The organism is Paraburkholderia sp. BR13439 (assembly GCF_040948805.1).
In the GTDB taxonomy this organism is placed as follows: domain Bacteria; phylum Pseudomonadota; class Gammaproteobacteria; order Burkholderiales; family Burkholderiaceae; genus Paraburkholderia; species Paraburkholderia youngii.
The window spans coordinates 133,703-158,724 of the sequence record NZ_JBFPKN010000012.1; the positions used below are offsets into that span (position 1 = coordinate 133,703).

Below are 25,022 nucleotides of genomic sequence, written 5' to 3' on the forward strand. Positions count from 1 at the left end.
AACCCCGCGCTGCATGGGTTGCCGCTTTTGCATTTCACCGCACTCACCTCTCGATCACCGCCCCGCCTGCGTCGATTGCCGCAACTTCGCCACCTCCGCCGCCCCAACCGCCGGTGCGCCGTTGTTCCAGCCCGCGCGCACGAAGCTCAGCACGTCGGCGATCTGCTTATCGTCGAGCACCGCAGCGAAGCCAGGCATCGGGAACGGCGACGGCACGCCGTTGATCACGAGATCGCCGGTGCCGTTCAGCGTCACGTTGATCAGCGACGATGCGTCCTTCGCGAGCACGTTCGGATTGCCGGCAAGCGGCGCGAGCATCGGCGCGAAGCCGCGTCCGTCGACACCGTGGCAATGCATGCAATACGCGGTATAGACGCGCGCGCCGGCATCGTTCGCGGGGCGATCGAGCGACACTTTCGTCGCCTGCGGATCGTACGTATAGACCGCCGCGCCGTTGCCGCCGACCGGCGGCAGCGACTTCAGATACGCCGACACCGCCGCGACGTCCTGATCGCTCAGCGCTTGCGTGCTGTTGTTGATCACGCTCGTCATCGCGCCGAACGCCGACGCATGGCGATTCGCGCCGGTCTTCAGGAACGTGCGCAGATCCTCGTCGCTCCAGCGGCCGAGCCCGCTGTTGTGCTCGCCGGTCAGGTTCGACGCGAACCAGCCGTCGAGCAGCGCGCCGCTCAGGAACGCGCTGCCGCTTTCGTCGAGCGCGCTTTCCTGGAACGCAACGCCGCGCGGCGTGTGACACGACCCGCAATGTCCGAGCCCTTGCACCAGATACGCGCCGCGATTCCACGCGACGTCCTTGCCCGGCTTGTCGCGATACGCGCCCTTCTGCAAAAACGCCATGTTCCAGAACATCAGCGGCCAGCGCATGTTCAGCGGCCACTTGATGTCGGACTCGCGATTCGCCTGCTGCACCGGTGCGACACCGTGCATGAAGAACGCGTACAGCGCCTTCACGTCGTCGTCGTTGACCTTCGCGTAGGACGGGTACGGCATCGCCGGATACAGGTTGTGCCCGTCTTTCGCGACACCCTCCCGAAGCGCTCGCGCGAAGTCCGCTTCCGTGTAGCCGCCGATGCCGGTCTGCGCATCGGGCGTGATGTTGGTCACGTAGATGCGGCCCATCGGCGTGTTCATCGGCAGACCGCCGGCGAACGGCTTGCCTTTCGGCGCGGTGTGGCAGGCCGCGCAATCGCCGAGTTGAGCGAGATAGGCGCCGCGTTGCACGAGCGCTTGATCGGCTGCGCCGGCAACCGCCGGAGTCGCGGCACCAGCAGGCGCTTGCGCGAGCAACGGCCAGGCGACGCACAGCGCCGCGCCAAGACCCTTCAGCATGTTTTTCATGTCGGGCTCCTTGCGCGTTACGCGCTGTGCAGTTGACGGCCAACCGGCAACTGCCGCAGCCGCGTGCCGGTGGCCGCATAGATCGCATTGGTCAGCGCGGGCGCGAGCGCCGCGGTGCCTGGTTCGCCGATGCCGCCGGGCGCTTCGCCGCTCTTCACGAGATGCACGCCGATCGGCGGCGTCTCGTTGATGCGCAAAATCCGGTAGTCGGTGAAGTTGTTCTGCTCGACGCGGCCGTCCTTGATCGTGATCTCGCTGTACAGCGCCGCCGTGATGCCGAAGATGATGCCGCCCTGCCCCTGCGCCTCGATCGTGTTCGGATTCACGTACATCCCGCAATCGACCGCGCAGTTCACGCGCTTGACCGTCACCTCGCCCTGCTCGACCGCGACCTCGACGACGATCGCGAAGAAGCTGCCGAACGCGTGCATCACCGAGATGCCGCGCCCTTGCCCCTTCGGCAGCGCGCTGCCCCAGTTGCCGGCCTGCGCGGCCACGTTCAGCACGTTCAGCGCGCGCGGCGATTTGCCGAGCAGATTGCGCCGGTACTGCACCGGATCGATGTTCGCGTGCGCGGCGAGCTCGTCGATGAAGCTCTCGACGACGAACGTGCCGCGCGTCGGCCCGACGCCGCGCCAGAACGCGGTGGGCACCGCGTGCGGTTCCACGCGCACGTAGTCGACCAGTTGGTTCGGCAGGTCGTACGGCAGATCGGCGGCGACTTCCACCGCGTCGGGATCGAGCCCGTTCTTGAACGCGGGTGGCGCAAAGCGCGCCATGATCGACGAACCGGCAATGCGATGCTGCCACGCGATCGGTTTGCCGTTCGCGTCCAGCCCGGCTGAGATCGTGTCGTAGTAGTACGGCCGGTACATGTCGTGCTGGATGTCTTCCTCTCGCGTCCACAGCACCTTGACCGGCGTCGACACCTGTTTGCCCACCTTCACGGCCTGCGTGACCATGTCGGTTTCGAGCCGCCGCCCGAAGCCGCCGCCTAGCAGATGGTTGTGCACGATGATCTTGTCGGCAGGCAAGCCCGTGACCGCGGCCGCCGCATCGACGACGCGCGTCGGCACCTGCGAGCCGAGCCAGATTTCGCACGCGTCGCCGCGCACGTGGACCGTGGCGTTGACCGGCTCCATCGTCGCGTGCGCGAGGAACGGCTGCTGGTAGACCGCGTCGACGCGCGACTTCGCATCGCCGAACGCGCGGCCGACGTCGCCGTCCTTGCGCGCCACCGCGCCGCCGTGTTGCGAGGCCGCCGCGAGATCGTCGACGATGCGCTTCATCGATACCTGCGCGCCCGCGCCTTCGTTCCACTTGATATCGAGCGCCTGCAAACCGCGCTTCGCGGCCCAGGTATGGTCACCGATCACCGCGACCGCGTTGTCGAGCTTGATGACTTCGCGCACGCCGGGAATCTGCTTCGCATGCGCAGCGTCGACGCTCGCGAGCGTGCCGCCGAACACCGGGCAGTTCGCGATCGCCGCGTAGACCATGCCGGGCAAGCGCACGTCGAGGCCGAACTGCGCGGTGCCGTCGACTTTCTCCGGCGAATCCAGACGCTTCGCCGGCGTGCCGATCAGCTTGAAATCCTTCGGGTCTTTCAACGGCACGTTCTGCGGCGCGGGAAGCGCCGACGCCGCCTGCGCGAGCTGACCATAGCTCGCGCTGCGATTGCTGGCCGCGTGGACCACCTGCCCAGCCTGTGCATGGCAACTGGCCGGATCGACCTGCCACTGCTGCGCGGCCGCGTTGATCAGCATCATGCGCGCAGTCGCGCCGGCGCGGCGCATCGGCTCCCACGCGAAGCGGATCGACGTCGAGCCGCCGGTCAACTGCCCGCCGAGCAGCGGGTCCATGAAGAGCTTTTCGTTGGGTGGCGCGTGATCGAGCGTGACCGAGTCGAGTGGGACTTCGAGTTCTTCGGCGATCAGCATCGGAATCGACGTATAGACGCCCTGACCCATCTCGACCTTCGGTATCACGAGCGTGACCTTGCCGGCGGTGTCGATCTGGATGAACGCGTTCGGCGCGAACACGCCGCTTTGCGGCGCCTCGTTCGCATCGCCGCCGATCACGCTCTTGCCCGACTTCTGATCCTGGCTCGCGGCCGGCATGCTGAAGCCGAGCAGCAGACCGCCGCCAGCCGCGGCGCCGACCGTCGCGCCGAATTTGAGGAACGTGCGCCGCGAGATGCCGTGCGCATGCCGCATGTTGGTGTCGGTCGGCTGCGCGCCGTTCTGCGCATCGAGCAATCCCTGGGACATGTCAGGCCCCCTTCGCGGCTTGCTTGATCGCCGCGCGCACGCGGTGATAGGTGCCGCAGCGGCAGATGTTGCCCGCCATCGCGGCGTCGATGTCCGCGTCGCTCGGATTGGGATTGCGCGCCAGCAGCGACGCCGCCGACATCACCTGCCCGGACTGACAGTAGCCGCACTGCACGACGTCGAGTTCACGCCAGGCCTGCTGCACTTTCTGGCCCGTGGGCGTGGCGCCGACCGCTTCGATCGTGACGATCTTGCGGTCGCCGACCGCCGCCGCCGGGAACACGCACGAACGCACCGCGACGCCATCGAGATGCACGGTGCATGCGCCGCATTGCGCGATGCCGCAGCCGAACTTGGTGCCGGTCAGCCCGACGAGATCGCGCAGCACCCACAGCAGGGGCATGTCGGGCGGGGCATCGACGGTATGGGATTCGCCGTTGATATTGAGCGTTGTCATGAGCGGCTCCGGTGGGATGTTGTCGTGGTCACGCGGTTTAGATCGCGACACCGCACCAGAGCGCGAACATGCGCCGTTTTGTTCGGCATGTCGCGCTAATCCGCGATGAAAAGCGGCCTGTGATCGAGCGGGTGTCGCCAGAAAACCGGCCGATTGTAGTCGTGTCGAAAGAACTATGCTTTGGCGGTGCCAGGCGGCACGTCGCATGTTATGCGGGGTGGATCGCATGTGCCGGCTGGGGCGATGCGTTACCATCGATGGATCGATCCGTCGCGCGACCCGCTGCATCGCACCGAGTGGTGTTGCGACGCGCGATCCCGTCGTGTCACCTCAGCCGCTGGAGCCGCCGATGAACGACCCGCAATGCATTCAATTCCTCACGGATGTTCGCCGACCATTGCTTGCGCTGCACAAGGCGATTCTCGATCACGAACGCGCCGTATACGAAAAGGAGTTCGGCCCGGTGACGCCGGCGGCATTTCTGCAGGTGCTGATCAACGGTTCGGGGTTTCGCTGGCTGACACCGCTTTCAACGGTGATCGCGAGCGTCGATGAGATTCTCGACGACGCGGAGGCCGAGGCCGGCGACCGTCTCGCGACGGCCGAGGCCGTGATCGGACTGTTCTCGCCCGAACAACCGAACAACCACTTTTTGCCGCGTTATCTGCCGCTGTTGCAGGCCGATCCGGCGATCCTGCATTACCACGGCGAGGTATCGCGTTTGCTGCGCGCCGTGCAAACGACCTAACGGCGATTCGCGCGGAGCACGGCGGCGGCGCGTGCGCTGCTTGCCGGCTCCTGCATTTCCTCACCGTTGATAAGCGGCCGCACGTCGGTGCGGCATCGTCGATGGCCGGTACTTTTGCGTAAATTGAGCGAAATGCTCTGACGTGAAGGTACTTTTGCAACGATTTGTCGACCGCCTGGAAGGCGCGGCCGACCAGATTACCTGGGTTAGCTGAATAAATTCAAGGTGAGCTTTTGCGGGAACGCCAAAGCTCAACTGCGCCCCTGCGGCAGGTAACGCAGCGGATCGACCGGCTTACCGTCGTGCCGCACTTCGAACCCGACCGACACACGCGAATTGTTCTCGTCGCCCATCTCCGCGATCTGCTGACCCTTGCGGACGATATCGCCCATCTTGACCAGCAGCCTGCGGTTGTGCGAATACGCGGTTAGAAAATCCTTGTTGTGTTCGACGATGATCAGACTGCCGTAGCTGTTCAGTCCGGTGCCCGCGTACATCACCTTGCCGTCGGCGGCGGCTCGCACCGGATCGCCCGCTTTGCCGCCGATCTCGATGCCGCGTGTTTCGCCCGGCTGAAACGCTTCGACGACGCTGCCCGCGGCAGGCCACGCGAGCGTCACGCTGCTCGCATGCCGGCGGGTTTCCTGCGTGACCTGGCGGACTTCGGTGGCATTCAGAGCCGGTGCGGCGGACTGCGTCGAAGCTTGCCCCGACGTGGGCGCTGTCGCTTGTGAATCACTCGGCGCCGCGGACCCCGCCGCCGCCTTCGCGGCGGCCGCCGCATTGGCCGCCTTCACCGCGCGCACCGTCTCCGGCGACGCAACGTGCAGCACCTGCCCCGGCTTCAGCCGCGCCGACGCCTTCAGCCCGTTCCATGCCTGCAACTGCTTGACGCTGATGTGGTGACGCTGCGCGACCCGCGCGAGCGTGTCGCCGCGCCTGACCCGATACACGAGCGGCGGCGATTTTTTCGGCGAGGTGTTATCGCTGGCATCGATCGACAGCGGCGCGGCTGCCGCCGCATCGCCTGACCCTGTCCCCGTCGCATTCGCCGCCGGCACGCCGGACGCTGCGCTGCTGCTGTTTGCCACATCGTTCTGCGCATTCGGCTGCCCGACGTTCGCGCAACCGCTGACGGCCAGCGCGACCCATGCGCCGGCGAGACCGGCCAGGATCGTTCTGTCGAATCGCTTTCTCATTCTGTCCGACTCCTGCTGTATAGAGGCGCAAGCCGGATACGCCGCTGCCGCCGACATGGCGCGCGTTGTTCGGCCGCGCGGCCTTCGCGGCAACACGGCGAAGCTGCCTCGTACGGCGCTCATTCCGTGCCTGTTCGCCGATTAAATTTGTCGCGGAATTCTAAAGTGCCGTTTAATAAAAACGCGCCGCGCCACACACTCTGATACAGACGTTACGAGCCGTATTTCCGCGTTACGACGGCAGGTATTTGGGCACATCAACGACGCACACATCGCCGCTTCGCCGCGGCGCGTTCAGACTCGTTGACCTTCGGCTTATCGGCAGATGCGGGGGGAACTTGAATAGTCATCGGTCGAGGCGGAGAGCACAAAAAGCCAGCCTTCGAAATTCGAAGGCTGGCCGATCCGCGTTCGACGAGCAGCGAACTAGAACTTATGCCGGATCGCCGCGCGCACGACGACCTGCTTCGACGTCGACGACGGCGACTGCGTGCCGGGGATGAATGCGAAGTCGAGGATCGACAGTGTTGAATCGCCGGCGACCTGTTGATAGGCGCCCTGCAGATAGAGGTCGGTGCGCTTGGACAGGTTGTAGTCGGCCATCAGCCCGAATGTGTGGATGCGCGGCTTCACGCCGCCGTTCGATGCGTCGTAGGTTTCCATCGTGTACACGTACTGCGCGCCGACGAACAGCACCGGCGAGATCTGGTACTTGCCGTTGATCTCGAAGTTCTGATACTTGAGCGAGTTCAGCAGCACGCCCGGCGGCGTGACGGGCACGAGCGGCACCAGCGGCTCGATGCCGAGATAGCCGTTTGCGGTCGGCTCCAGATAGTTCGAGTTGCTGTAGACGAAGCCCGCCGTCGCCGGTCCGAACGTATAGGTGATGCCGCCGCCGAACACGCGCATGCGCGTCGCGACGAAGCCGGCGTCGTTCGTGGCGACCGCGCCATTCGCACTGCCGCCAGGATTGTTGGCCTGCAGATAGGCCGCCGCGACCAGCAGCCCGCCATACGTGTACTGGCCGCCGAAGCTGTACGCGCGATTGTTGGCGAAGCTCGTGTCGTTGCTGAAGCTGTACGTGCCGCCGAACTGGAAGCCCGAGATCGACGGGCTCGCGTACTTGACGGTGTTGTTCAGGCGGAACGTGTTGTCGGTGTTGTCGTTGTCGTACGGATGCGAGAACAGCTGACCGCCCCAATTGCCGTTGGCCGTGGTCTGCGCCAGATAATCGACGACCGAATCGTATTGTCGGCCAAACGTTAGGGTGCCGTACGCCTGCGAGCTGAGTCCGACGAAAGCCTGGCGGCCGAACAGGCGACCGCCCTGCCCGAGGCGCCCGGAATTCAGATCGAAACCATTCTCGAGCTGGAAGATCGCCTTCAGTCCACCCCCCAGATCCTCGGCGCCCTTCAGGCCCCAGCGGCTCCCTTGTGCAAGCCCGCTGGCGAGTTCGTAAACATGGCCGTGGCCGACATTGTTCGTGTAGTTGATGCCTTCGTCGATCACGCCATACAGCGTGACGCTAGTCTGCGCGACGGCAGGCACGGCAAGAACGGAAGACGCAGCAACGGAGACAGCCAGCGCGAACACTTGCTTGTTCATGATGATCTCCCTGCACCTCGAGTGATAGGACAACTCGATCCGGCCGCTTTGTTCTCTTTGCTTTTTATTCTCATCACTTTCCCAGCAGTTCTGAGGACTGCTCCAATGGCTGCGCTTTCCAGAAATCCTCACACGACATCGTCCGGCCGTCCATGAGTGGATGCGCCAAGCATCGGGAATGTTGCTAATTCTCCACTGCGCGTTGTTTCCTCTTTTTTCGTAAGGTCGGTTCAGGTAAACGGCAGCCGCGGCTGCCGGTCTCGCTGCGTGATTGTCATGAAAAGAAATATAATCCCCTGCCTCTGCTGCCATGCAACGGAACTCGATGCCGCAGCGAAGGTCCTCTTTACAGCCCGCTGACCCGCCGCCTGGAAATGGCGGCCCAAGTCGGCGACGCGGACCACAGGCGACGCCAACCCGGATCGCCTTCCCGCCGCAGCACCCAATCCCAATATTAGAAAGCCTTGTGAGACGCCCGCCGCGCTGGATCAGCGCGCCGTCGCACGGGGCTGCTTTTGACTCGAACAATGCCTGACAAGCCCTCCTCCCGCCTGATCGAACTGGACTTTTTCCGCGGACTGGTTCTGCTGATCATCGTGGTCGATCACATCGGCGGCAGCATTCTGTCGCGCGTGACGCTGCATGCGTACGCGCTGTGCGATGCCGCCGAAGTGTTCGTGTTCCTCGGCGGCTTCGCGACCGCCACCGCCTATGCGACGCTCGCCGAGCGGCGCAACGAGACGATCGCGCGCGGCCGCTTCGTGCGCCGCTCGTTCGAGATCTATCGCGCGTTTCTCGTCACCGCCGGGCTGATGCTGCTGGTCAGCGCGGTACTCACCGCATTCAGCATCGACGGGCCGAATCTCGCCACGACCGATCTCGACGACCTGATCGACACGCCGCTCGCCGCACTGCGCGACATCGTGCTGCTGCGCCGCCAGCCGTACCTCGCGTCGGTGCTGCCGATGTACGCTTTCTTCGCGCTGCTGGTCCCCGCAATCCTGCCGCTCGCGCGCAGCAAGCCGTGGCTGCTGGTCGCCGGCAGCGTCGCGCTGTGGGCCGGCGCGCCGGCGATCAACAAGTACCTGCCTGCCGCGCCCGACATGCACTGGGACTTCAACCCGTTCGCGTGGCAACTGTTGTTCGTGCTCGGCGTGCTCGCGCGCTGCCAGCCGGTGTATCAGCGAACCCGCGCGCATCGGTCCGGCTGGCTCGTCAGCGTGCTGGCGTTCGCGGTGGTCGTGGGCGCCGCCTACTACAAGCTGGTTCTGCTGCACACGCCCCTTCCCGGAAGCCTCAAGCAGAATCTGTCCTATCTGCGCGCGGGCAACTTCCTCGCGATCGCGTGGCTCGTCGCCAATCTGATCGAGCTCGGGTGGGCGAAGAAGGTCGCGGGGCGACTGCCGTGGGTCGGCTTGATCGGCCGTCAGGGCTTGCTGTGCTTCATTGCCGGCGCGGTGATTTCGCTGGTGATCGACTCGGTGCTCTACGCGGCGACCGATGGTTACCTGAACTATCCGCTCGGACTGCTCGCCGATGCGGCCGCGGTCGGCGCGCTGTTTGCGGTCGCGCTGGGCGTGGAGCCGCTGAAGCGCTTCGTCGGGCGGTTCGTTGACGGGCGGCTGCGAACCTCAGGCTGAAGAACTTTGCGCGCATAAAGCGCCGTCCGTTTGTCCGCCACTTTCCATCTCAAATCTGGCGCCAATGCTGATAGGATGACGGCCGCGCGCGAATCCCGCGCGAGCCGGCCATCCTCACTGACATGCGTCGATTCCTCTGTTTCGCCCTCGCACTGCTTGCCTCCGCCGTCGGCGCGCCCGCGTTCGCGAGCACGGTCGCGAGCCGCAGCTTCCATTCCGATGCGCTCGGCCGCGACTGGAACTACACGATCTACCTGCCGGCCGGCTATCGCGCGGACGGTCCGCGCCTGCCGGTGCTCTACCTGCTGCACGGCAATAACGGCGACGCCAACGACTGGCTCGCGCAAGGTCATCTGCAGAGTGCCGCCGACACGCTGATCGAGCGCAAGGAGATTGCACCGGTCGTGATCGTGATGCCGCAAGGCGGCACGGACTGGTACGTCGACCGCAAGGAAAAGATGGAGAGCGCGTTCTTCGGCGATCTGCTGCCCGAGATCGAAACGCACTACGCGGTCGCGACGCAGCGCGGCGGCCGGATGATCGGCGGTGTATCGATGGGCGGCTTCGGCGCGCTGCGCTACGCGCTGACGCAGCCCGAGATGTTTTGCGGCGCGCTGCTGCTGAGTCCCGCGATCTACGCGAACGAGCCGCCGCGCGCGTCGGCGGCGCGGCGGGTCGGTGTGTTCGGCGAGCACCAGTTCGATCCGCACATCTGGCACGAGCTCAACTACCCAGCGCAGTGGGACCGCTATATGAGCCAGCCGTATCGCCTGCCGATGTTCATCGCATCCGGCGACGACGACCTCGACATCCAGGCCGACGCGTCGCTGCTGTACACGCATCTGCGGCTCGCGGGCAATCCGGCGGCGCTGCGGATCATCGACGGCGGCCACACGTGGGACGTATGGAGCGCGCTGTTGCCAGCCGCGCTCAAATACACGCTCGGCTGCGTGAAGCCGCCGGCGCTGGAGCATCCGTCGAATCAGCGGCCTTGAGCCGGCGCTACTCCACGAGATCGGTCCACAGCACCATCAGCACCGTCATCAGCGCGGGGCCGATGAAAATCCCCAGCAGCCCGAACGTCTCGGCGCCACCGAGAATGCCGAATAGCACAAGCAGAAATGGCAGACGCGTCGAGTTGCCGATCAGCACCGGCCGCACGAAGTGCTCGGCGACGAACACGACGACCGCGCCGAATACCAGCAGCCCGGCCGCTGCGACCATCGAGCCCTGCACGAGCAGCCACAGCGCCGCGAGACCGAACACGATCGGCGCGCAGAACGGCAGCATCGCGGCAATCGCCGTCACGAAGCCGAGCAGCGCCGCATGCGGCACGCCGGTCACGAAGTACGCGACGCCAAGCAGCAGGCCCTCGCCGACGCCGACCACGATCAAGCCCGACACGGTGCCGCGCACAGCGGTCCCCATATGCGCAACGAGGTCCGCGCCGCTATCGCCGAAACCGCGTCGCGCGGCCTTCAGCAACGAGCCGGACAGACGCGGCCCCGCCTGAAAAATCACGAACAGTGTGACCAGCATGAACGCGAACACCATCGCCGCATGCGCGGCGCGAGCGCCGAAATGCCGGCCGAGCGTCATCACCGTTTCGCTGTGCAAGCCTTTCATCGCCGCCGAGTCGCGCAGCGGCTGAGCGAGATTGGCCTGCCACCACGAACTGATCTGCTGCACGCCGAACGGCAGACGGTTGATGAAGTCCGGCAGCGGGATGCCGTTCTCCTGAGCGCTGCGGAACCACTCGTTCACTTCATGCGCCTCGCGCAGCGCCTGCGCGATGCCGAGCCCGACCGGCAGCAGCACGAGCACGGCAATCGCCAGCGTGAAGACGGTCGCGAGCAGGGTCGTGCGCCCCTTGAACCAGCGGCTCCCCGCCACCTTGTGCAGCAGCGGCCACAGCGCAATTGCGACGACCGCGGCCCACGCCACCACCACGATGAAATCGCGCACCACCCACAATGCGAGCAGCACGAGCCCGATATAGAGCACGACCGACGCGACCCTCTGCTTTTTCTGGCGCTCGACGGCGACGGACGACGTTTCCGGAGAGTTGGGCGGGACGGCGGGAGGGCGTGAAATCATGTGAACTCTGGTGTTTTTTGAACAGTGTGCGCGCGAGCCGACCTGAAAAATTCAAACCCGCTACACTGACGGCTCGGTTCGCCGCCCGACATCCAACATCTTAAAGGAAGCGTTGCCGCCCTTTTCCCGGCCGCCCTCCTCGTCGCGCCATATGCAACACAGCGTTGCAAAAATGTGCATTATTAAAAAATCACATAAAAATGCTTGCAACGCCCGTCATTTCAGCAAGTCGCAAATGTCAAGTGTGATTATTGCTAATTCCGGAACGGTGTTTCAACGATGACACAATGGCTATCCGGCGCACACGGGACTAAATTCGGCACTCCACAATACGGAGCCGATGATGACCCTGGAGTCCATCCCCCTCGACGGTAGCAATGGCGTACGCATCGAAATTCTGGAGAGCTCCGACACGACGCTGGTGATCCGCTGGGTCGAGCCGGGCCGCTGCCACTACGGTGAACAGCGCTGGCGCCGCCGCTCGGCGCATTCGTCTGGCACCTGCGCGGTGTCGCGCCGCAAGATCCGCCGCGGTGACCCGGTGTTCAAGCCGGCCGAGCGCCCGGCGCCATCGAATGCGTCCGCGATGATCTGCGCGGAAATTCTCGAACCGCTGCTCGAAGCGGCCTGACGCACGGAACGTTCCCGGGTACCGCGGCCGGAGCGCGAGTTTCAACCTCGTTGCCGTCGCGGTCTGTCTCGCTACCGCCCATGCGCCCCTAACGACCGTGTGCCCGGCCGCCGCGGCATCGCATGATCCGCCGCCGCGCTGCCCCGCTCACAGTTGCCGCCCCGCGCCTCGTGCGTTAAGGTGGATTCGTTGCGCCCGCCCGACCGCCGGCTCGCTATCCGGCGCCGGCTGCGCGCCTTCCACCACCGCGCCGCGCCCGCCGCGACGCCGTTTGAGGGCCGATCATGGCAGAAGACACGCCGCAAACCCGCGCGGCCACCGCCGCTTCCACGCCTCCCGCTTCCTCCGCTCCACCCGCTTCGCTGATCCCGCCGCAGCAGTTCTCGCTCGACGTGCTGCTCGAAAAGTATGCGAAGGGCGACGAGCAATCCGCCGACGACGTGTATCGCCGCGTCGCGCGTGGCGTCGCCGAGGCCGAGCCGCCCGAGTTGCGCGCGTCGGTCGAGGAACAGTTCTTCGACAATATGCGCCACGGCGCGCTCGGCGCGGGCCGCATCATGAGTGCGGCGGGCAGCGGCATCGCCGCGACGCTGATCAACTGCTTCGTGCAGCCGGTCGGCGATTCGATTCAGGGCGTCGATGAACAGGGTTTGCCGGGCATCTACGTCGCGCTGCTGCAGGCGGCCGAAACAATGCGCCGCGGCGGCGGCGTCGGCTACAACTTCTCCGCGATCCGGCCAAAGGGCGCGCGGGTTCACACGACCAGTTCGGCCGCCTCGGGTCCGTGCAGCTACATGGACGTGTTCGACGCATCGTGCCGCACCGTCGAAAGCGCGGGCTCGCGGCGCGGCGCGCAGATGGCGGTGCTCGACTGCAACCATCCGGACCTGCTCGAATTCATCGAGGCCAAGCATTCGAAGGGGCGCTGGAACAACTTCAACGTGTCGGTCGGCGTCACCGACGAATTCATGCGCGCGGTCGAGAACGACGAGCCGTGGCAACTGGTCCATCGCGCCGAGCCGTCGCCGGCGCTGCGCGCCGCTGGCGACGTGCGGCAGCGCGATGACGGCCTGTGGGTCTATAGCGAACGTCCAGCGCGCGCGATCTGGGACCGCATCATGCGCTCGACGTACGACGTCGCCGAGCCCGGCATCGTGTTCATCTCGCGGATGAACGAGGACAACAATCTGCGCGCGGTCGAAACGATCCGCGCGACCAATCCGTGCGGCGAGCAGCCGCTGCCCGCCTACGGCTGCTGCAACCTCGGACCGCTCAATCTGACGCGCTTCGTCGTCGATCCGTTCGCGCAGATGCAGGGGCGCCAGCCGTCGTTCGACTGGAACGGCCTCGCACGCCGCACCCGCACGCAGGTGCGCTTTCTCGACAACGTGCTCGACGTCACGCTGTGGCCGCTGCCCGAGCAATACGCCGAATCGCGCGCGAAGCGGCGCATCGGCGTCGGCTTCACCGGCCTCGGCGATACGCTGGTGATGATGGGCCTGCGCTACAACTCGCAGGAAGGCCGCGATTTCGCGGTACGCATCGCGCGCTTGATGCGCGACGAAGCGTATCGCGCGTCGGTCGAACTCGCGGAGGAGCGCGGCGCGTTCGAGCTGTTCGACGCCGCGCGCTATCTGGAAGCCGGCACCTTCGCATCGCGTCTGCCTGACGACATCAAACAGGCGATCCGCCGCGACGGCATCCGCAACAGCCACCTGTTGTCGATCGCGCCGACCGGCACCGTGAGCCTCGCGTTCGCGGACAACGCGTCGAACGGCATCGAGCCGGCGTTCTCGTGGACCTATACGCGCATGAAGGTGATGGCCGACGGCGGCCGTGAATCGTTCGACGTCGAGGACTACGCATACCGGCTTTATCGCGAGCTCGGCGGCGATGTGACCAGCCTGCCCGACTATTTCGTCAGCGCGCTGCAGATGTCCGCGCGCGACCATCTCGACATGATGGCGGCCGTGCAGCCGTACGTCGACACATCGATCTCGAAGACCGTCAACGTGCCCGCCGACTATCCGTTCGACGCGTTCGAAAGCCTCTACTTCGATGCATGGAAAAGCGGGCTGAAAGGCCTTGCCACCTATCGCCCGAACGACACGCTCGGCGCGGTGCTGAGCGTGTCGTCCGCGCAGGCCGACGACACGCTCGCCGAGATGGATCAGGACCCGCTGCGTATCGCGATCGATCATCGGCCCAGGGGCGAATTGCCGGCGATCATCGAGAAGGTCGAGTATCTGACGCAGGCCGGCAAGAAATCGCTGTATGTCGCGGTGTCGTTCATCGAGGTAACGGGGCGACTCGGCGGCGAGGACGTGACGATCGAGCGGCCGATCGAGTTCTTCATTCCGGTCGGTCAGCGCGACGAGTCGCAGCAATGGATCACCGCGACGATGCGTTCGCTGTCGCTGGCCGCGCGCGGCGGCTTCGTCGCGCGCAATCTACAGGATATGCGCAAGGTGTCGTGGGATCGCGGCCAGGTGCGGCTTGGCGACGTGCAGCGGCTCGACGGTCATCGCGCGCCGCGCTGGCACGATTCCGAAGTGGCGGCGCTCGCGTTCGCGATCCAGCAGATCCTGTATCGACGCGGCTTTCTCGACGCCGAGGGCAATCAGGTCGCATCGCGGATGCTTGCGCGTTTGCCGCGCGGACAAATGAAAACAGACTTGGCGCTGTCCGCCGATTTCGGCCTGCGTCCGAATCCGGCGGATAGCGCCGACGCGTTGCTGCAGCCGAACGGCACGCAAGGGCTGCACACGATGCTCGGACGCAAATGCGCTTCGTGTGGCGCGAATGCGGTGATTCGCAAGGATGGCTGCGATTTTTGTACCGCGTGCGGGGAGGTGGGGGCGTGCGGGTAGTGGGAGGTGAGGAGCGAGCGGCGTGGATGTGAGTACCCCCGTAAGGTCGCAAAGCGACCGTGGCAACTAATCTAGGCCGTGAGGTCCGAAAAGGTCGCATTCAGCCGCCGCGTCGCCCCGGGCTAAAACGATGCGACTGCTGCCCCCCTCGCCGAGATGAATGCAGGTTTTTGGCTCGACGACGTGCAGGATAGTTGCCCTGCCGCATCGGGCCGCGTTGTACGATGGATTCGGCGGGCCTTTCCCATCACAACACCGACTACTCATGCGCCGGAACGACTGCCCGACATCAGCTTCACGAAATCGGGCACATTGAGCGTCCCGAACAAAACCGCGCCTTCCATCAAAAGCTCGAAGCACATGGCTTACCAGTTTGGGGAGCGTAATGTCGGGTCGCGAACAAGGTTGATGTTGCCTATCACAAGACTGACCTGCCGGAACAGCGCTACCCGATGAAGGAAGAGTGGGCGGTGCATGTCTCCGGCATGGCGGGTTGATTGTAGAAGCGGTCGAAGAGAGAGGCACAAAAAAAACGACTTGTGAGGGGCGGCATATTCGTCTCCACTATGCATGTTCCCGGATGATGAACGAATCGAACTCTATAGCGATCGCAAAGCCGGCGGTCGGATGCAGATAGACAATGTGTTGGGCTGTTCTTTTACCCGGCAATGAGCACTTCAACAGATTGCGTGCAAGTGCTTCAACTTGCGTGTCTGGCCGTGCCCTCTCCATCGACAGCACGATATTGACTGTACCGCCGTTCTCAAGCCCTAGACGAGTCACTCCTTGAAAGGTGGCTGTGACTCGACGCGCACCGAGTTTGAGACCCAGAATCAATGTGTCAGGACAAGTCAAGTCAGATTCATTTTGTAGCACGATGCTTTCGACATGCCAGTCATGGAAGTAATCATACGCGTGGAGCGTTGCGTCAATATCTGTCACAGTTTGCCTCACTAAGGGAGAATTGAAACGGGCCAACCTTGATCGCGCACGTTGCCATCCCAGTTATGTGCATGCGGATTAGGCTGCCCGTGGTGGGAATCAAAGTCTATGTCAACCGCTGCCGAGCCATTAGAATCGAACATGCGCCATTGCTTCTTCATACCGGGGCCGCTTTCAATCCAAGAGTTCGAATTACCGGTCATGTTAGGAATGCCAGCAACTTCAAATGTATCGCCATCGGCGGAATGCGGCTGAAAGTGGAACGGCTGGGCATCGCCGAGCAGCGCTGATGCGGCTCTATCGCGAGTTCTGGCTGCGCGCGCAGCGTTCAGCCGGGTTTGCCAGGTGGCTGGATCGTACTGGACAGAGAGCACAGACTCGCCGTCCGGGTTACTGCCGGTCCTCGCTACGGGATTCCTTAACGGCGTGCTGCTGTAGGGTGACGGAAACAGGCTATTACGCGGACCTTTAATGGCAAGCAGCTTGCCCCGGCGAACCTCTTCGAGAAGAGCAACGATGACCCACCAGCCATCGGTGTCAGGGTTACGGTGCCGCGCGCTATGGAAAAACAGCCAGCCACTCTTCTGGATACGCCTGACCAGTTCCCGGTCCTCCTCCCACTTCCTGTGATTCAGTTCGGCAATCTCAAGAAATTCCCGGGTCTCCGCCCTGGCCTTCTCACGGTCTGCTGCCTTGCCGAGGCATGCTTTATAGTGCCATTCGTCGCAGATGACATAACAGGCACCCGGTGGCCGCTGGCAGAACAGCTCCACGGAGTGCATCTCAAATACGGACAGGGACATAGGTGTGTCGATGGTCTATCTGAAGTCGCTGCCGGGGTTGACAGCAGTCAGATAATTACCGTGCGACAGGCGGCCCGTACATGGGCGATCGCCCAAAATCTCCTCGGACTTCGACGAGACAGAACAAAGCGCTGTCGACGGGAACACCTGAGGGTGTTGATCATCACGGGATGATCATCAAGTTGAACGAAACGGGAATGCGCACCGTTGCGTGCTTGCGCGCGGTGCTCGAAGGTGCCAGCAACTTCCTGCGCGACGGCGTCACACTCAATGGCCTGCAGTAGGAAGCACAGCGTCTTACTGACATCGAGGCCGCCCGTCAGGTTCGGGAAGCGCGCGAGGCCGTGCTGAAGGGGTGATTGCCCAAACGCGACCAATCGATGGAGACATCTGGAGTTTCGCCACCACCTGCGCTGTGCAGAAGATCACCAGCGTGATCAGCATCTTGATGAGGCGAATGAAGGTGTCGCCGAGCGGTTTCATCTGCACGCCGAACACGGGCGCGAAATGACCGACGAGAATGCCAGCCGCAAGTCCGATCAGGACCTGCACGTAGAGATGTTTGAGCACGCGCAAGATGGTGTCTCCTCCACTCGCTGCTGCCAGATGTCGAGCCGGCGCCACTGCCGCATGAGCTGCCGGTCACGGGGGCATTGTTGGCCGCTTCTCCGTGCCGGCATGCGCCGGGAAGGTGGGGACCGCGGCGGGCGAGCCGTGCGGCTCGCCGCGGCGGCCAAGCCGCCCGTGTCAGGCGCTTTCGAACAGACGCGTCAGGACGAACTCGCGATGACCGAGCGCTTCGGCTGCGGTGAAACGGCCGTTGATCGTCGCCATCATGCATTGGAGCAGTTTGTCGCCGCTCTGGTCGAGGTTCTGCTCGCGCTGCAGAATACCGGTCACATCCACGTCGATATGCTCGCCCATCGTGCGGACCGTGCGCGGATTCGCGCAGATCTTGATGACCGGCACGATCGGATTGCCGATCACGTTGCCTTGTCCCGTCGGGAAGAAATGCACGACGAAGCCCGATGCCGCGCACAAGGTCACCATCTCGGCCGCGGCCGATGACGAATCCATGAACCACAGTCCCGAATGCGTCGGCTCCTCGGCTTTGTCCAACACGCCATCGACCATGCACTTCTTGCCGATCTTCTGGATGTTGCCGAGCGCCTTTTCCTCGATCGTCGTCAGGCCGCCCGCGATATTGCCCTTGGTCGGCTGCGACTCGGACAGGTCATCGGTTTTCCAGCGGTTGATCATGTCCTGGTAGCGGTCGAACATGAACTGGAAGCGCTCGCGCACGCCGTCGTTCGCGCAGCGCGCGGCGACGATCTGCTCGCCGCCCGTGAGCTCCGAGGTCTCGCCGAACACGAGCGTGGTGCCGAGGCCGTAGAGTTTGTCGAACGCATTGCCGACGGTCGGGTTCGAGCCGCAGCCCGACGTGGTGTCGGACTCGCCGCACTTGGTCGACACCCATAGCTCCGAGATCGGGCACGCCTCGCGATCGAGCGAGGTCGCGTACTGCACCATTTCCTTCGCGGCCTTCGACGCGCGCATGATCGTGTCGTGATCGCCGTGCAGTTCGATGCCGAAGCCCATCACCGGCTTGCCGGTTTTCGCAATACCGTCGACGACACGCTTGGTCCAGCCCTCCTCGATCCCGATCACGACCACCGCCGCGACGTTCGGATTGCTGCCCGCGCCGATCAGCGTGCGGAAATGCAGTTCGAGGTCGGCGCCGAATTGCAGCCGCCCATACGGATGCGGCAGCGCCATGGTCCCCTTGATGTTGTGTTCGACCGCCTGTGCCGCGGCATTGGACAGATCGTCGACCGGCAGGATGATCACGTGGTTGCGTACGCCCACGCGGCCGTTGTCGCGACGATAGCCGCGGAAAGTGGTATCCAGGTCAATCACGCTCATGGTGTCTCTCTCATTTGGTTTGATGCCAGTGAGGGGCGGCTCGATGCCGCGAAGCGGGATGCGGCAAAACAAGCAGCAATTGCGCGCGTTGCTTACCAGCGCTTCGTCTTGATGTTGTGCACGTGCGCGTGCTCGCCGGCCTTGATAGGCGCGACCACCTTGCCGATATCGACGCCGTACTTGAACACCGTGTCGCCGACGGCCATGTCCTTCAGCGCGACCTTGTGACCGATCGGAATGTCCTGCTTCGCCGGCACGGTGACGATTGCGTCGTCATCCATGATCCAAGCGTTGAGCTGCATGCCCGCCTTGATGCCCTCGACCACCGCCACGCCGACCGTGTCTTTCGCCTCGTGCAGCACGATGTGGATCGTTCTGCGTGGCGCCGACGCGCCCGCTGCGGTGTCGTTGATGTCTGCCGTGGGATTGCTCATGAGCGTCTCCATTCGTAGTTTGAACGCGGCGGGGGTGCCGCCGGGGCAGCGCAGTCAGGTGCGCCGCGGTGGATCGATACTAGGCGTCCACTTACTCAATGTCAACTAGGTCATATATATGTGTTAGAGGACTAAACGAAGACCCCTGCCGCTGTCGCGAATCGCCGACAACATACGATTCATCCAGATGTATTAGATGACCTGGTCGTTTAGAATCAGGCCAGGTTCAACGCAGGCGAGCTACGACTCGCGTATCCCAGAGGTTTTCATGAGCACGCTCGCGATCAATGCGCCCGCAGTGGGCGCCACACGGTACAAGGAGGTAAAGAGCGCGATTCTCGCGGCGCTCGCGGCCGGCGAATGGAAAGGCGGCGAATGCATTCCTTCGGAAAAGCGCCTCGCCGAACGCTTCGGCGTGTCGATCGGCACGCTGCGCAAAGCCATCGACGAGCTGTGCGCCGAGAACATTCTGATCCGTCATCAGGGGCTCGGCACCTTCGTGGCGATGCATCAGCGCGACCGGCACTTCTTCCGCTTCTTTCGCATCGTGCGGCGCGATGGCGACAAGGCCTACCCGGTCGTCACGCTGATTGGGTTCAAGAAGGCGCGAGCGTCGCGCGAGGCGGCCGCCGCGCTCGGTATCGAGACCGGCGCGCGCGTGCTGCAGTTCGTCAACGGGCTCGCGCTGCACGGCAAGACCGTGCTGATCGAACATATCACCGTGCCCGAAGCACTGTTTCCCGGCTTGACCGAAAGCAAGCTGCGCAACCGGCCGAACACGCTGTACAACTTCTATCAGGACGGTTTCGGCATCAACGTGGTCGAGACCGATGAGCGTGTGAGCGTTGCGCTCGCCAATGAGCTCGAAAGCGCGCAGCTTGGCGTCGATGTCGGCGCGCCGCTGCTCGAGATTCGGCGCATCGCGTACTCGTATCACCGCAGCGCGGTGGAACTGCGCATTTCGCGGCTCAATACCGAGGACTACGAGTACATCGGCACGCGCGCGGCGCGCGACGATCAGAAATAGCGGACCACCGTCACTCGCCAGGCACATCTGCGCAAAAACGACAGGCCAATCGTCTTTCATTTTCGGCCGGCGCCAACCTGTCTAAAATAGCCGCACTTCCGATTCCGAGAACCTCATGTTGGATACCCTCACGGACGGCGCGGCGCCCATCAACGACGACTCCGGAATGTTCGAACTCGCGCCGGTGTCGCTGTGGCTCGAAGATTTCAGCGGCGTGCGCGCGTTGTTCGATGAATGGCGAGCCGCGGGCGTGACCGATCTGCGCGCCCATTTCGCCGTAGACCCGCGCCACGTTGCCGAATGCGCTCACCGCATCCGCGTGATCAAGGTCAATCGGCAGACGCTCACGCAATTCGAGGCCGCCGATTTCGACACGCTGACGAGCAACCTCGCGTCGGTGTTCCGTGACGACATGCTGAAAACGCACCTCGAGGAGCTGTGCCAGCTCTGGGCCGGCCAGTCGAACTTCACGAGCCACACGGTCAACTACACGCTCGGCGGGCGGCGCCTCGACGTGCTGCTCAAGGGTGCGGTGCTGCCCGGTCACGAGCAACGCTGGGACCGCGTGCTGGTGTCGACCGAAGACATCACCGAGCTCGAAGGCGCGCGGCGCCGTGTCGCGGAGGCGGAGGCATACGCGCGCGGGCTCTTCGAACATTCGCCGGTATCGCTGTGGGTCGAAGATTTCAGCGCGGTCAAACGCCTGCTCGACGGCGCGCGCGCGGCCGGCATCAACGATTTCCGGGTGTTTACCGACGTCCATCCCGAGTTCGTCGAACGCTGCATGGCGGAAATCCATGTGCTCGACGTCAACCACCACACGCTCGGTATGTTCGGCGCGAAGGACAAGAAGACGCTGCTGGCGCGCCTCGCCGACGTGTTCCGCGACGAGATGCGCCCGCATTTCCGCGAGCAGTTGATCGACCTGTGGGACAACAAGCTGTTCCAGCAGCGCGAGGTGCTCAACTATTCACTCGACGGCAACGAGGTTCACGTACACCTGCAATTCTCGGTGCTGCCCGGCCACGAGCGGGACTGGGATCTCGTGCTCGTCGCGCTGACCGATATCACCGCGCGCAAGAAGGCCGAGGCCTACCTGGAATTCCTCGGCAAGCACGACGTGCTGACCAAGCTGCGCAACCGCTCGTTCTACGTGGACGAACTGAACCGGCTGGAACGCAAGGGACCGTGGCCCGTCACGATCATCATGGCCGACCTGAACGGCCTGAAGCGGGTGAACGATCAGCTCGGCCACGCGGCCGGCGACGCGCTGCTGCGGCGGGCTGGCGAAGTGCTCGCGAAGGCGATGGAGTCGCCGTTCCACGCGGCGCGGATTGGCGGCGACGAGTTCGCGATCCTGATGCCCGATACCGACGAGCGCGGTGGCGCGGCGATGATCGACGCGATTCGCCAGTTGGTCGAGATGAACAACCAGTTCTATCCGGGCTCGCCGCTGAGCTTCTCGATGGGCGCCGCGACCTGCCAGCGCGGTGATCGGCTGGAAGCGGGCGTGCAGCGCGCCGATCTGCTGATGTATGAGGAAAAGCGCGCGCACTACGACGCGCAGGCGGGCGTGGACGCGGCGGCGAAGTAACGGCCGAGGGCGTCAGGCGTTCGCCACGCCGGCGCAACGCTCGACGCTCGAGCTCACTCAGCCCGGCAGCTTGGCTGCCAGCACATCCAGCCTGACGATGCTCGGCGGCGACGCGAACAGCTCGGCCGCCTTCTCCATCAACGCGGCCGCGACCTTGCCGTTCAGATGCGCGTCGCGGCCGGCTTCGTCGTCGAACGCATCGAAAATGGCGTAGATCGACGGACCGAGCTTCAGACCGAACCACGCTGCGGTGGCCGGTTCCTGCTCGACCAGCGGCAGGCCGCCGAGCAGAAACGCCTCGACTTCCTTTTCCTTGCCGGGCTTGGCTTCCAGACGGACATACAAAGCGAGCTTGACCATGATGCGACTCCTGGTGAGGTCGGCAGCGAATGATCCTTTCAAAGCGCTTTGAAAAGTATAGGCGGCGGCGTCTGACGCGGCGCCGGACCTACCCCGCGAGCAAGTCACGCGCCCGGAAAGCGCAGCTCGAAACGCACCACGCCCGGCAGCGGACACACGACGCGCGCGCTGCCGCCATGCAGATGCATGATCGCCTTCACGATCGCGAGCCCGAGTCCGTTCGATTCCGTGAACGCGCTGCGCGCCGAGTCGCCGCGATAGAAGCGATCGAACAGCCGGTCGAGTTGCGCGGCCGGAATCGGCTCGCCCTCGTTCTCGACCGTCACCAGCGCGCCCGCCTGGTCCTGCTCGCCGCGCAGGCGCACGATCGTGCCGCCCGCGCCGTAACGCACCGCGTTGACGACCAGATTGTTGATCGCGCGGCGGCACAGCATCGGATTGGCCGACGCGATGCCTGCCGCGTCGACTTCGAAACGCATGCCGCGTTCGTCGGCCAGGCCTTCGAAATAGTCGGCGATTCTGACGAGCTCGCCATGCAGATCGACCGGCTGCCGCTCGATCGACAACGCCGCATGATCCGCATGCGCGAGAAACAGAATGTTCTCCGCGATATGGCTCAGGCGATTCAGCTCCTCCAGATTCGATTCGAGCAGTTGCTGATACTCGTCGGCTTCGCGCGGCTGCGCGAGCGCCACCTGGGTCTGGCCGACCAGCGCGCCGACCGGTGTGCGAATCTCGTGTGCGAGATCGGCGGAAAACTGCTGCAGGCGTTGATAGCCGTCGGCGAGACGATCGAGCATTGCGTTGAACGCGTGCGTGAGTTGACGCAGTTCCACCGGCGCCGCTTGATCGTCGAGCCGCACCGCCAGATTCGTCGGGCTGATTTGCGCGGCGCGGGTGGCGATCTCGCGCACCGGTCGCAGCGCGCGGCGCAGCACGCAGTAAGCGAGCAGCGTCGCAGCCAGCATGCCGGTCAGCGTCGCCAGCACGATGCGGTTGCGGTACTCGGCCAGCATGCGCATTTCATGTGTCATCGGATGGCCGGCGATCACCTCGACTTCGGTGCCATCCTCGCGCGCTGTCGCGGTCGCGATCGCCCAATGCACCGGCACGCCGTCGGCAAGGTGCGTCCGACGGACGTCGGTGGCGCGCGGCGGATCACCTGCCGGGGCGAGCGGCAAATCAGGCACCGCGAGGCCGCCCGGATTCACGTCGACGAACGGCGCTTCGCCCGGCCGCCGGAAGATCAGCACGTCCTCCTCCGCGCCGAGCATCGTCTCGAACAGCAGCGGACGCTTCTTCAATTCGCTGACCGAGTAAAGGTCGTGCACGATGCGGCTGAAATGCTCGACGCGGCCGCTCAGCACGACATCGGCGCGGCGTTGCAGCGCGACTTCGGCGGAATGATAGAAATACGCGCCGAGGGAACCGATCACCGCGCAGGCGATCAGCGCGAACAGCAACGTGGTGCGCGCGATCAGCGAGCGTTCGGTCCAGAGTCTCATGCGCCGTCGCCGAACGTGTAGCCGATGCTGCGCACCGTGTGAATCAGCTTCTTCTCGAACGGGTGATCGACCTTCGCGCGCAGGCGCTTGATCGCCACGTCGACCACGTTGGTGTCGCTATCGAAATTCATGTCCCACACTTCCGACGCGATCTGCGAACGCGACAGCGCTTCGCCCTCGCGGCGCACCAGTAGATGCAGCAGCATGAACTCCTTGTTGGTCAGCGGAATATCGAGGCCCTCGCGCGTGACCCGTCGGCGCAATACGTCGAGCTTCAAGTCGGCGACTTCGAACACGTCGCTTTCGCGGATCACGCCACGGCGCAACAGCGTGCGAATGCGCAGCACCAACTCGGTAAACGAGAACGGCTTGACCAGATAGTCGTCGGCGCCGAGTTCCAGACCGCGAATGCGGTCGCTGACCTGATCGCGCGCGGTCAGGAAAATCACCCGCAAATCGCGTCCCGCGCGCAACGCCCGCATGATTTCCCAACCGTCGATGCCGGGCAGCATCACGTCGAGCACCACGAGTTCGTAGTCGTGCCCGAGCGCCAGGTGAAGGCCGTCCGTGCCGGTGCGCGCGAGGTCTACCGCGTAGCCATTCTCGCGCAAGCCCTTCTTCAGATAGTCGCCGGTTTTCGGATCGTCTTCGATAACCAGAATGCTCATGATGCTCGTCGCTCCTGCGCACGATTCGACCCGCAAGGCCGCGCTCGCGCGCGCAATAAACGCCTGACGGGAGCGCTCGAAGAAACCTGCGACGCTCCCCCGGCGGCCATTCTACGTGGCCGCCGTCGGCCATTGATGACGTTTTTGTCATCCTCCCGTCACCTTGATGAGCGGATGTGGCGGCTAGTCTGACAGCACCATCCACCACGCTGCATCCCTTTCCTGGAGTTGCCTGATGAAGACCCGCATGAACACTGTCCGCGCACGCACGCTGCGCGCCCTCGCCGTCCCCGCACTCGCCGTCGCGCTGTTCGCAACGATGTTCGCGGCTTCGGCCCAGACTGCCGTGCCGACCGGCGTGCGCGGCACGGTCACGTCGCTGTCGGGCGATCTGCTCAAAGTCCACACGCGCGACGGCCAGGACGTCGACGTGAAGCTCGCCGCCGACACGCCGATTCGCGGCGTCACGCTCGCGAACGTCACCGACATCAAGCCGGACAGCTATGTCGGCACCGCCGCGATTCCGCAGTCCGACGGCACGCTGAAAGCGCTCGAAGTGCATGTGTTCCCGCCGAGCATGCGCGGCTCGGGCGAAGGTCATCGACCGTGGGATCTCGGCGCGAACAGCACGATGACGAACGGCACGGTCGGCTCGCTGGTGGTCAGCAACGGCCGCACGATCACCGTCAAGTATAAGGACGGCGAGAAGAAGATCGTGATTCCGCAGGATGTGCCCATCGTCAGTCTGGAGCCAGGCAGCCGCGCGCTGCTGACGCCCGGCGCGAAGGTCGTGCTGTTTGCGCACAAGGAGGCGGACGGCTCGATGGCGGCGAATTTCATTTCGGCCGGTGAGCATGGCGTGACGCCGCCGATGTAAAGCGGCACTTCGT

At 64.3% G+C, this 25,022-nt stretch carries 23 protein-coding genes; 9 read left to right on the plus strand and 14 right to left on the minus strand.

Annotated features, from left to right (window positions below):
- Positions 1-54 precede the first annotated feature (54 nt).
- From AB3X96_RS23495 to AB3X96_RS23505, 3 genes are read right to left on the minus strand one after another with little or no spacing between them, the layout of a single operon-like run.
- On the minus strand, positions 55-1,359 hold the full coding sequence (locus AB3X96_RS23495) for a cytochrome c (protein ID WP_368591609.1): 1,305 nt from the start codon (positions 1,357-1,359) through the stop codon (positions 55-57).
- 17 nt (positions 1,360-1,376) lie between these two features.
- On the minus strand, positions 1,377-3,629 hold the full coding sequence (locus AB3X96_RS23500; protein WP_368591610.1) for a molybdopterin cofactor-binding domain-containing protein: 2,253 nt from the start codon (positions 3,627-3,629) through the stop codon (positions 1,377-1,379).
- Between the two features lies 1 nt (position 3,630).
- Positions 3,631-4,086, minus strand: coding sequence for a (2Fe-2S)-binding protein (locus tag AB3X96_RS23505; protein WP_368591611.1), 456 nt, complete (start codon positions 4,084-4,086; stop codon positions 3,631-3,633).
- 349 nt (positions 4,087-4,435) lie between these two features.
- On the opposite strand from AB3X96_RS23505, the gene AB3X96_RS23510 reads away from it, so the two are divergent.
- A complete protein-coding gene (locus AB3X96_RS23510; protein ID WP_368591612.1) occupies positions 4,436-4,834 on the plus strand; it encodes a hypothetical protein in 399 nt (132 codons plus the stop codon).
- Positions 4,835-5,085: 251 nt separating this feature from the next.
- Here the strand turns inward: AB3X96_RS23510 and AB3X96_RS23515 are convergent, their stop codons facing one another.
- Both AB3X96_RS23515 and AB3X96_RS23520 read right to left on the minus strand, forming a co-directional pair.
- Positions 5,086-6,033 (minus strand): peptidoglycan DD-metalloendopeptidase family protein, encoded by a 948-nt coding sequence (locus tag AB3X96_RS23515; protein WP_368591613.1) that lies wholly within the window; start codon positions 6,031-6,033, stop codon positions 5,086-5,088.
- A gap of 426 nt (positions 6,034-6,459) precedes the next feature.
- The gene (locus AB3X96_RS23520; protein ID WP_368591614.1) at positions 6,460-7,638 is read right to left on the minus strand and encodes a porin; all 1,179 of its coding nucleotides are present in this window, start codon (positions 7,636-7,638) and stop codon (positions 6,460-6,462) included.
- A gap of 527 nt (positions 7,639-8,165) precedes the next feature.
- Here AB3X96_RS23520 and AB3X96_RS23525 point away from each other — a divergent pair.
- Positions 8,166-9,278 (plus strand): OpgC domain-containing protein, encoded by a 1,113-nt coding sequence (locus AB3X96_RS23525; RefSeq protein WP_368591615.1) that lies wholly within the window; start codon positions 8,166-8,168, stop codon positions 9,276-9,278.
- A 122-nt stretch (positions 9,279-9,400) separates the two neighbouring features.
- Positions 9,401-10,273, plus strand: coding sequence for an alpha/beta hydrolase (locus AB3X96_RS23530; protein ID WP_368591616.1), 873 nt, complete (start codon positions 9,401-9,403; stop codon positions 10,271-10,273).
- Between the two features lie 7 nt (positions 10,274-10,280).
- Here the strand turns inward: AB3X96_RS23530 and AB3X96_RS23535 are convergent, their stop codons facing one another.
- Positions 10,281-11,375 carry an AI-2E family transporter gene (locus tag AB3X96_RS23535; RefSeq protein WP_368591617.1) on the minus strand — a complete coding sequence of 365 codons (1,095 nt, stop codon included), beginning with the start codon at positions 11,373-11,375 and terminating at the stop codon, positions 10,281-10,283.
- Between the two features lie 343 nt (positions 11,376-11,718).
- Here AB3X96_RS23535 and AB3X96_RS23540 point away from each other — a divergent pair, with 343 nt between their 5' ends.
- Together AB3X96_RS23540 and AB3X96_RS23545 are read left to right on the plus strand one after the other, a co-directional pair.
- A complete protein-coding gene (locus AB3X96_RS23540; RefSeq protein WP_013091570.1) occupies positions 11,719-12,006 on the plus strand; it encodes a DUF3331 domain-containing protein in 288 nt (95 codons plus the stop codon).
- A 284-nt stretch (positions 12,007-12,290) separates the two neighbouring features.
- Positions 12,291-14,876 (plus strand): adenosylcobalamin-dependent ribonucleoside-diphosphate reductase, encoded by a 2,586-nt coding sequence (locus AB3X96_RS23545; protein WP_368591618.1) that lies wholly within the window; start codon positions 12,291-12,293, stop codon positions 14,874-14,876.
- Positions 14,877-15,440: 564 nt separating this feature from the next.
- Here AB3X96_RS23545 and AB3X96_RS23550 read toward each other — a convergent pair.
- Positions 15,441-15,818, minus strand: a complete 378-nt coding sequence (locus tag AB3X96_RS23550) for a hypothetical protein (protein ID WP_368591619.1) — start codon at positions 15,816-15,818, stop codon at positions 15,441-15,443.
- A gap of 11 nt (positions 15,819-15,829) precedes the next feature.
- Positions 15,830-16,621, minus strand: coding sequence for a hypothetical protein (locus tag AB3X96_RS23555; protein ID WP_368591620.1), 792 nt, complete (start codon positions 16,619-16,621; stop codon positions 15,830-15,832).
- A gap of 80 nt (positions 16,622-16,701) precedes the next feature.
- Between AB3X96_RS23555 and AB3X96_RS23560 the strand changes: the two genes are divergently transcribed.
- Entirely contained in the window at positions 16,702-16,905 is a 204-nt protein-coding gene (locus AB3X96_RS23560) for a hypothetical protein (protein WP_368591621.1), read from the plus strand.
- A 13-nt stretch (positions 16,906-16,918) separates the two neighbouring features.
- On the opposite strand, the gene AB3X96_RS23565 is transcribed toward AB3X96_RS23560, so the two are convergent.
- From AB3X96_RS23565 to AB3X96_RS23575, 3 genes are all read right to left on the minus strand, one after another.
- The gene (locus AB3X96_RS23565) at positions 16,919-17,191 is read right to left on the minus strand and encodes a cation:dicarboxylase symporter family transporter (RefSeq protein WP_368591710.1); all 273 of its coding nucleotides are present in this window, start codon (positions 17,189-17,191) and stop codon (positions 16,919-16,921) included.
- A gap of 177 nt (positions 17,192-17,368) precedes the next feature.
- Positions 17,369-18,544, minus strand: a complete 1,176-nt coding sequence (locus AB3X96_RS23570; RefSeq protein ID WP_368591622.1) for a UxaA family hydrolase — start codon at positions 18,542-18,544, stop codon at positions 17,369-17,371.
- A gap of 92 nt (positions 18,545-18,636) precedes the next feature.
- Positions 18,637-18,978 (minus strand): UxaA family hydrolase, encoded by a 342-nt coding sequence (locus AB3X96_RS23575; RefSeq protein ID WP_217709839.1) that lies wholly within the window; start codon positions 18,976-18,978, stop codon positions 18,637-18,639.
- Positions 18,979-19,246: 268 nt separating this feature from the next.
- Between AB3X96_RS23575 and AB3X96_RS23580 the strand changes: the two genes are divergently transcribed.
- Both AB3X96_RS23580 and AB3X96_RS23585 read left to right on the plus strand, forming a co-directional pair.
- On the plus strand, positions 19,247-20,005 hold the full coding sequence (locus AB3X96_RS23580; protein ID WP_368591623.1) for a GntR family transcriptional regulator: 759 nt from the start codon (positions 19,247-19,249) through the stop codon (positions 20,003-20,005).
- A gap of 115 nt (positions 20,006-20,120) precedes the next feature.
- Entirely contained in the window at positions 20,121-21,599 is a 1,479-nt protein-coding gene (locus tag AB3X96_RS23585; protein ID WP_368591624.1) for a diguanylate cyclase, read from the plus strand.
- Positions 21,600-21,656: 57 nt separating this feature from the next.
- Here AB3X96_RS23585 and AB3X96_RS23590 read toward each other — a convergent pair whose 3' ends face one another.
- The 3 genes from AB3X96_RS23590 to AB3X96_RS23600 all read right to left on the minus strand — a co-directional run bounded on the left by AB3X96_RS23590 (position 21,657) and on the right by AB3X96_RS23600 (position 24,132).
- Complete coding sequence (locus tag AB3X96_RS23590; protein WP_176384599.1) at positions 21,657-21,959, minus strand: putative quinol monooxygenase; 303 nt, start codon at positions 21,957-21,959, stop codon at positions 21,657-21,659.
- 104 nt (positions 21,960-22,063) lie between these two features.
- A complete protein-coding gene (locus AB3X96_RS23595) occupies positions 22,064-23,464 on the minus strand; it encodes a heavy metal sensor histidine kinase (protein WP_368591625.1) in 1,401 nt (466 codons plus the stop codon).
- Positions 23,461-24,132 carry a heavy metal response regulator transcription factor gene (locus tag AB3X96_RS23600; RefSeq protein ID WP_368591626.1) on the minus strand — a complete coding sequence of 224 codons (672 nt, stop codon included), beginning with the start codon at positions 24,130-24,132 and terminating at the stop codon, positions 23,461-23,463. Before AB3X96_RS23600 ends, AB3X96_RS23595 begins: the two co-directional genes overlap by 4 nt.
- Before the next feature lie 247 nt (positions 24,133-24,379).
- Here AB3X96_RS23600 and AB3X96_RS23605 point away from each other — a divergent pair, with 247 nt between their 5' ends.
- Positions 24,380-25,009: a hypothetical protein gene (locus AB3X96_RS23605; RefSeq protein ID WP_368591627.1), complete on the plus strand. Its 630-nt coding sequence runs from the start codon at positions 24,380-24,382 to the stop codon at positions 25,007-25,009.
- The last annotated feature ends 13 nt before the right edge of the window (positions 25,010-25,022 follow it).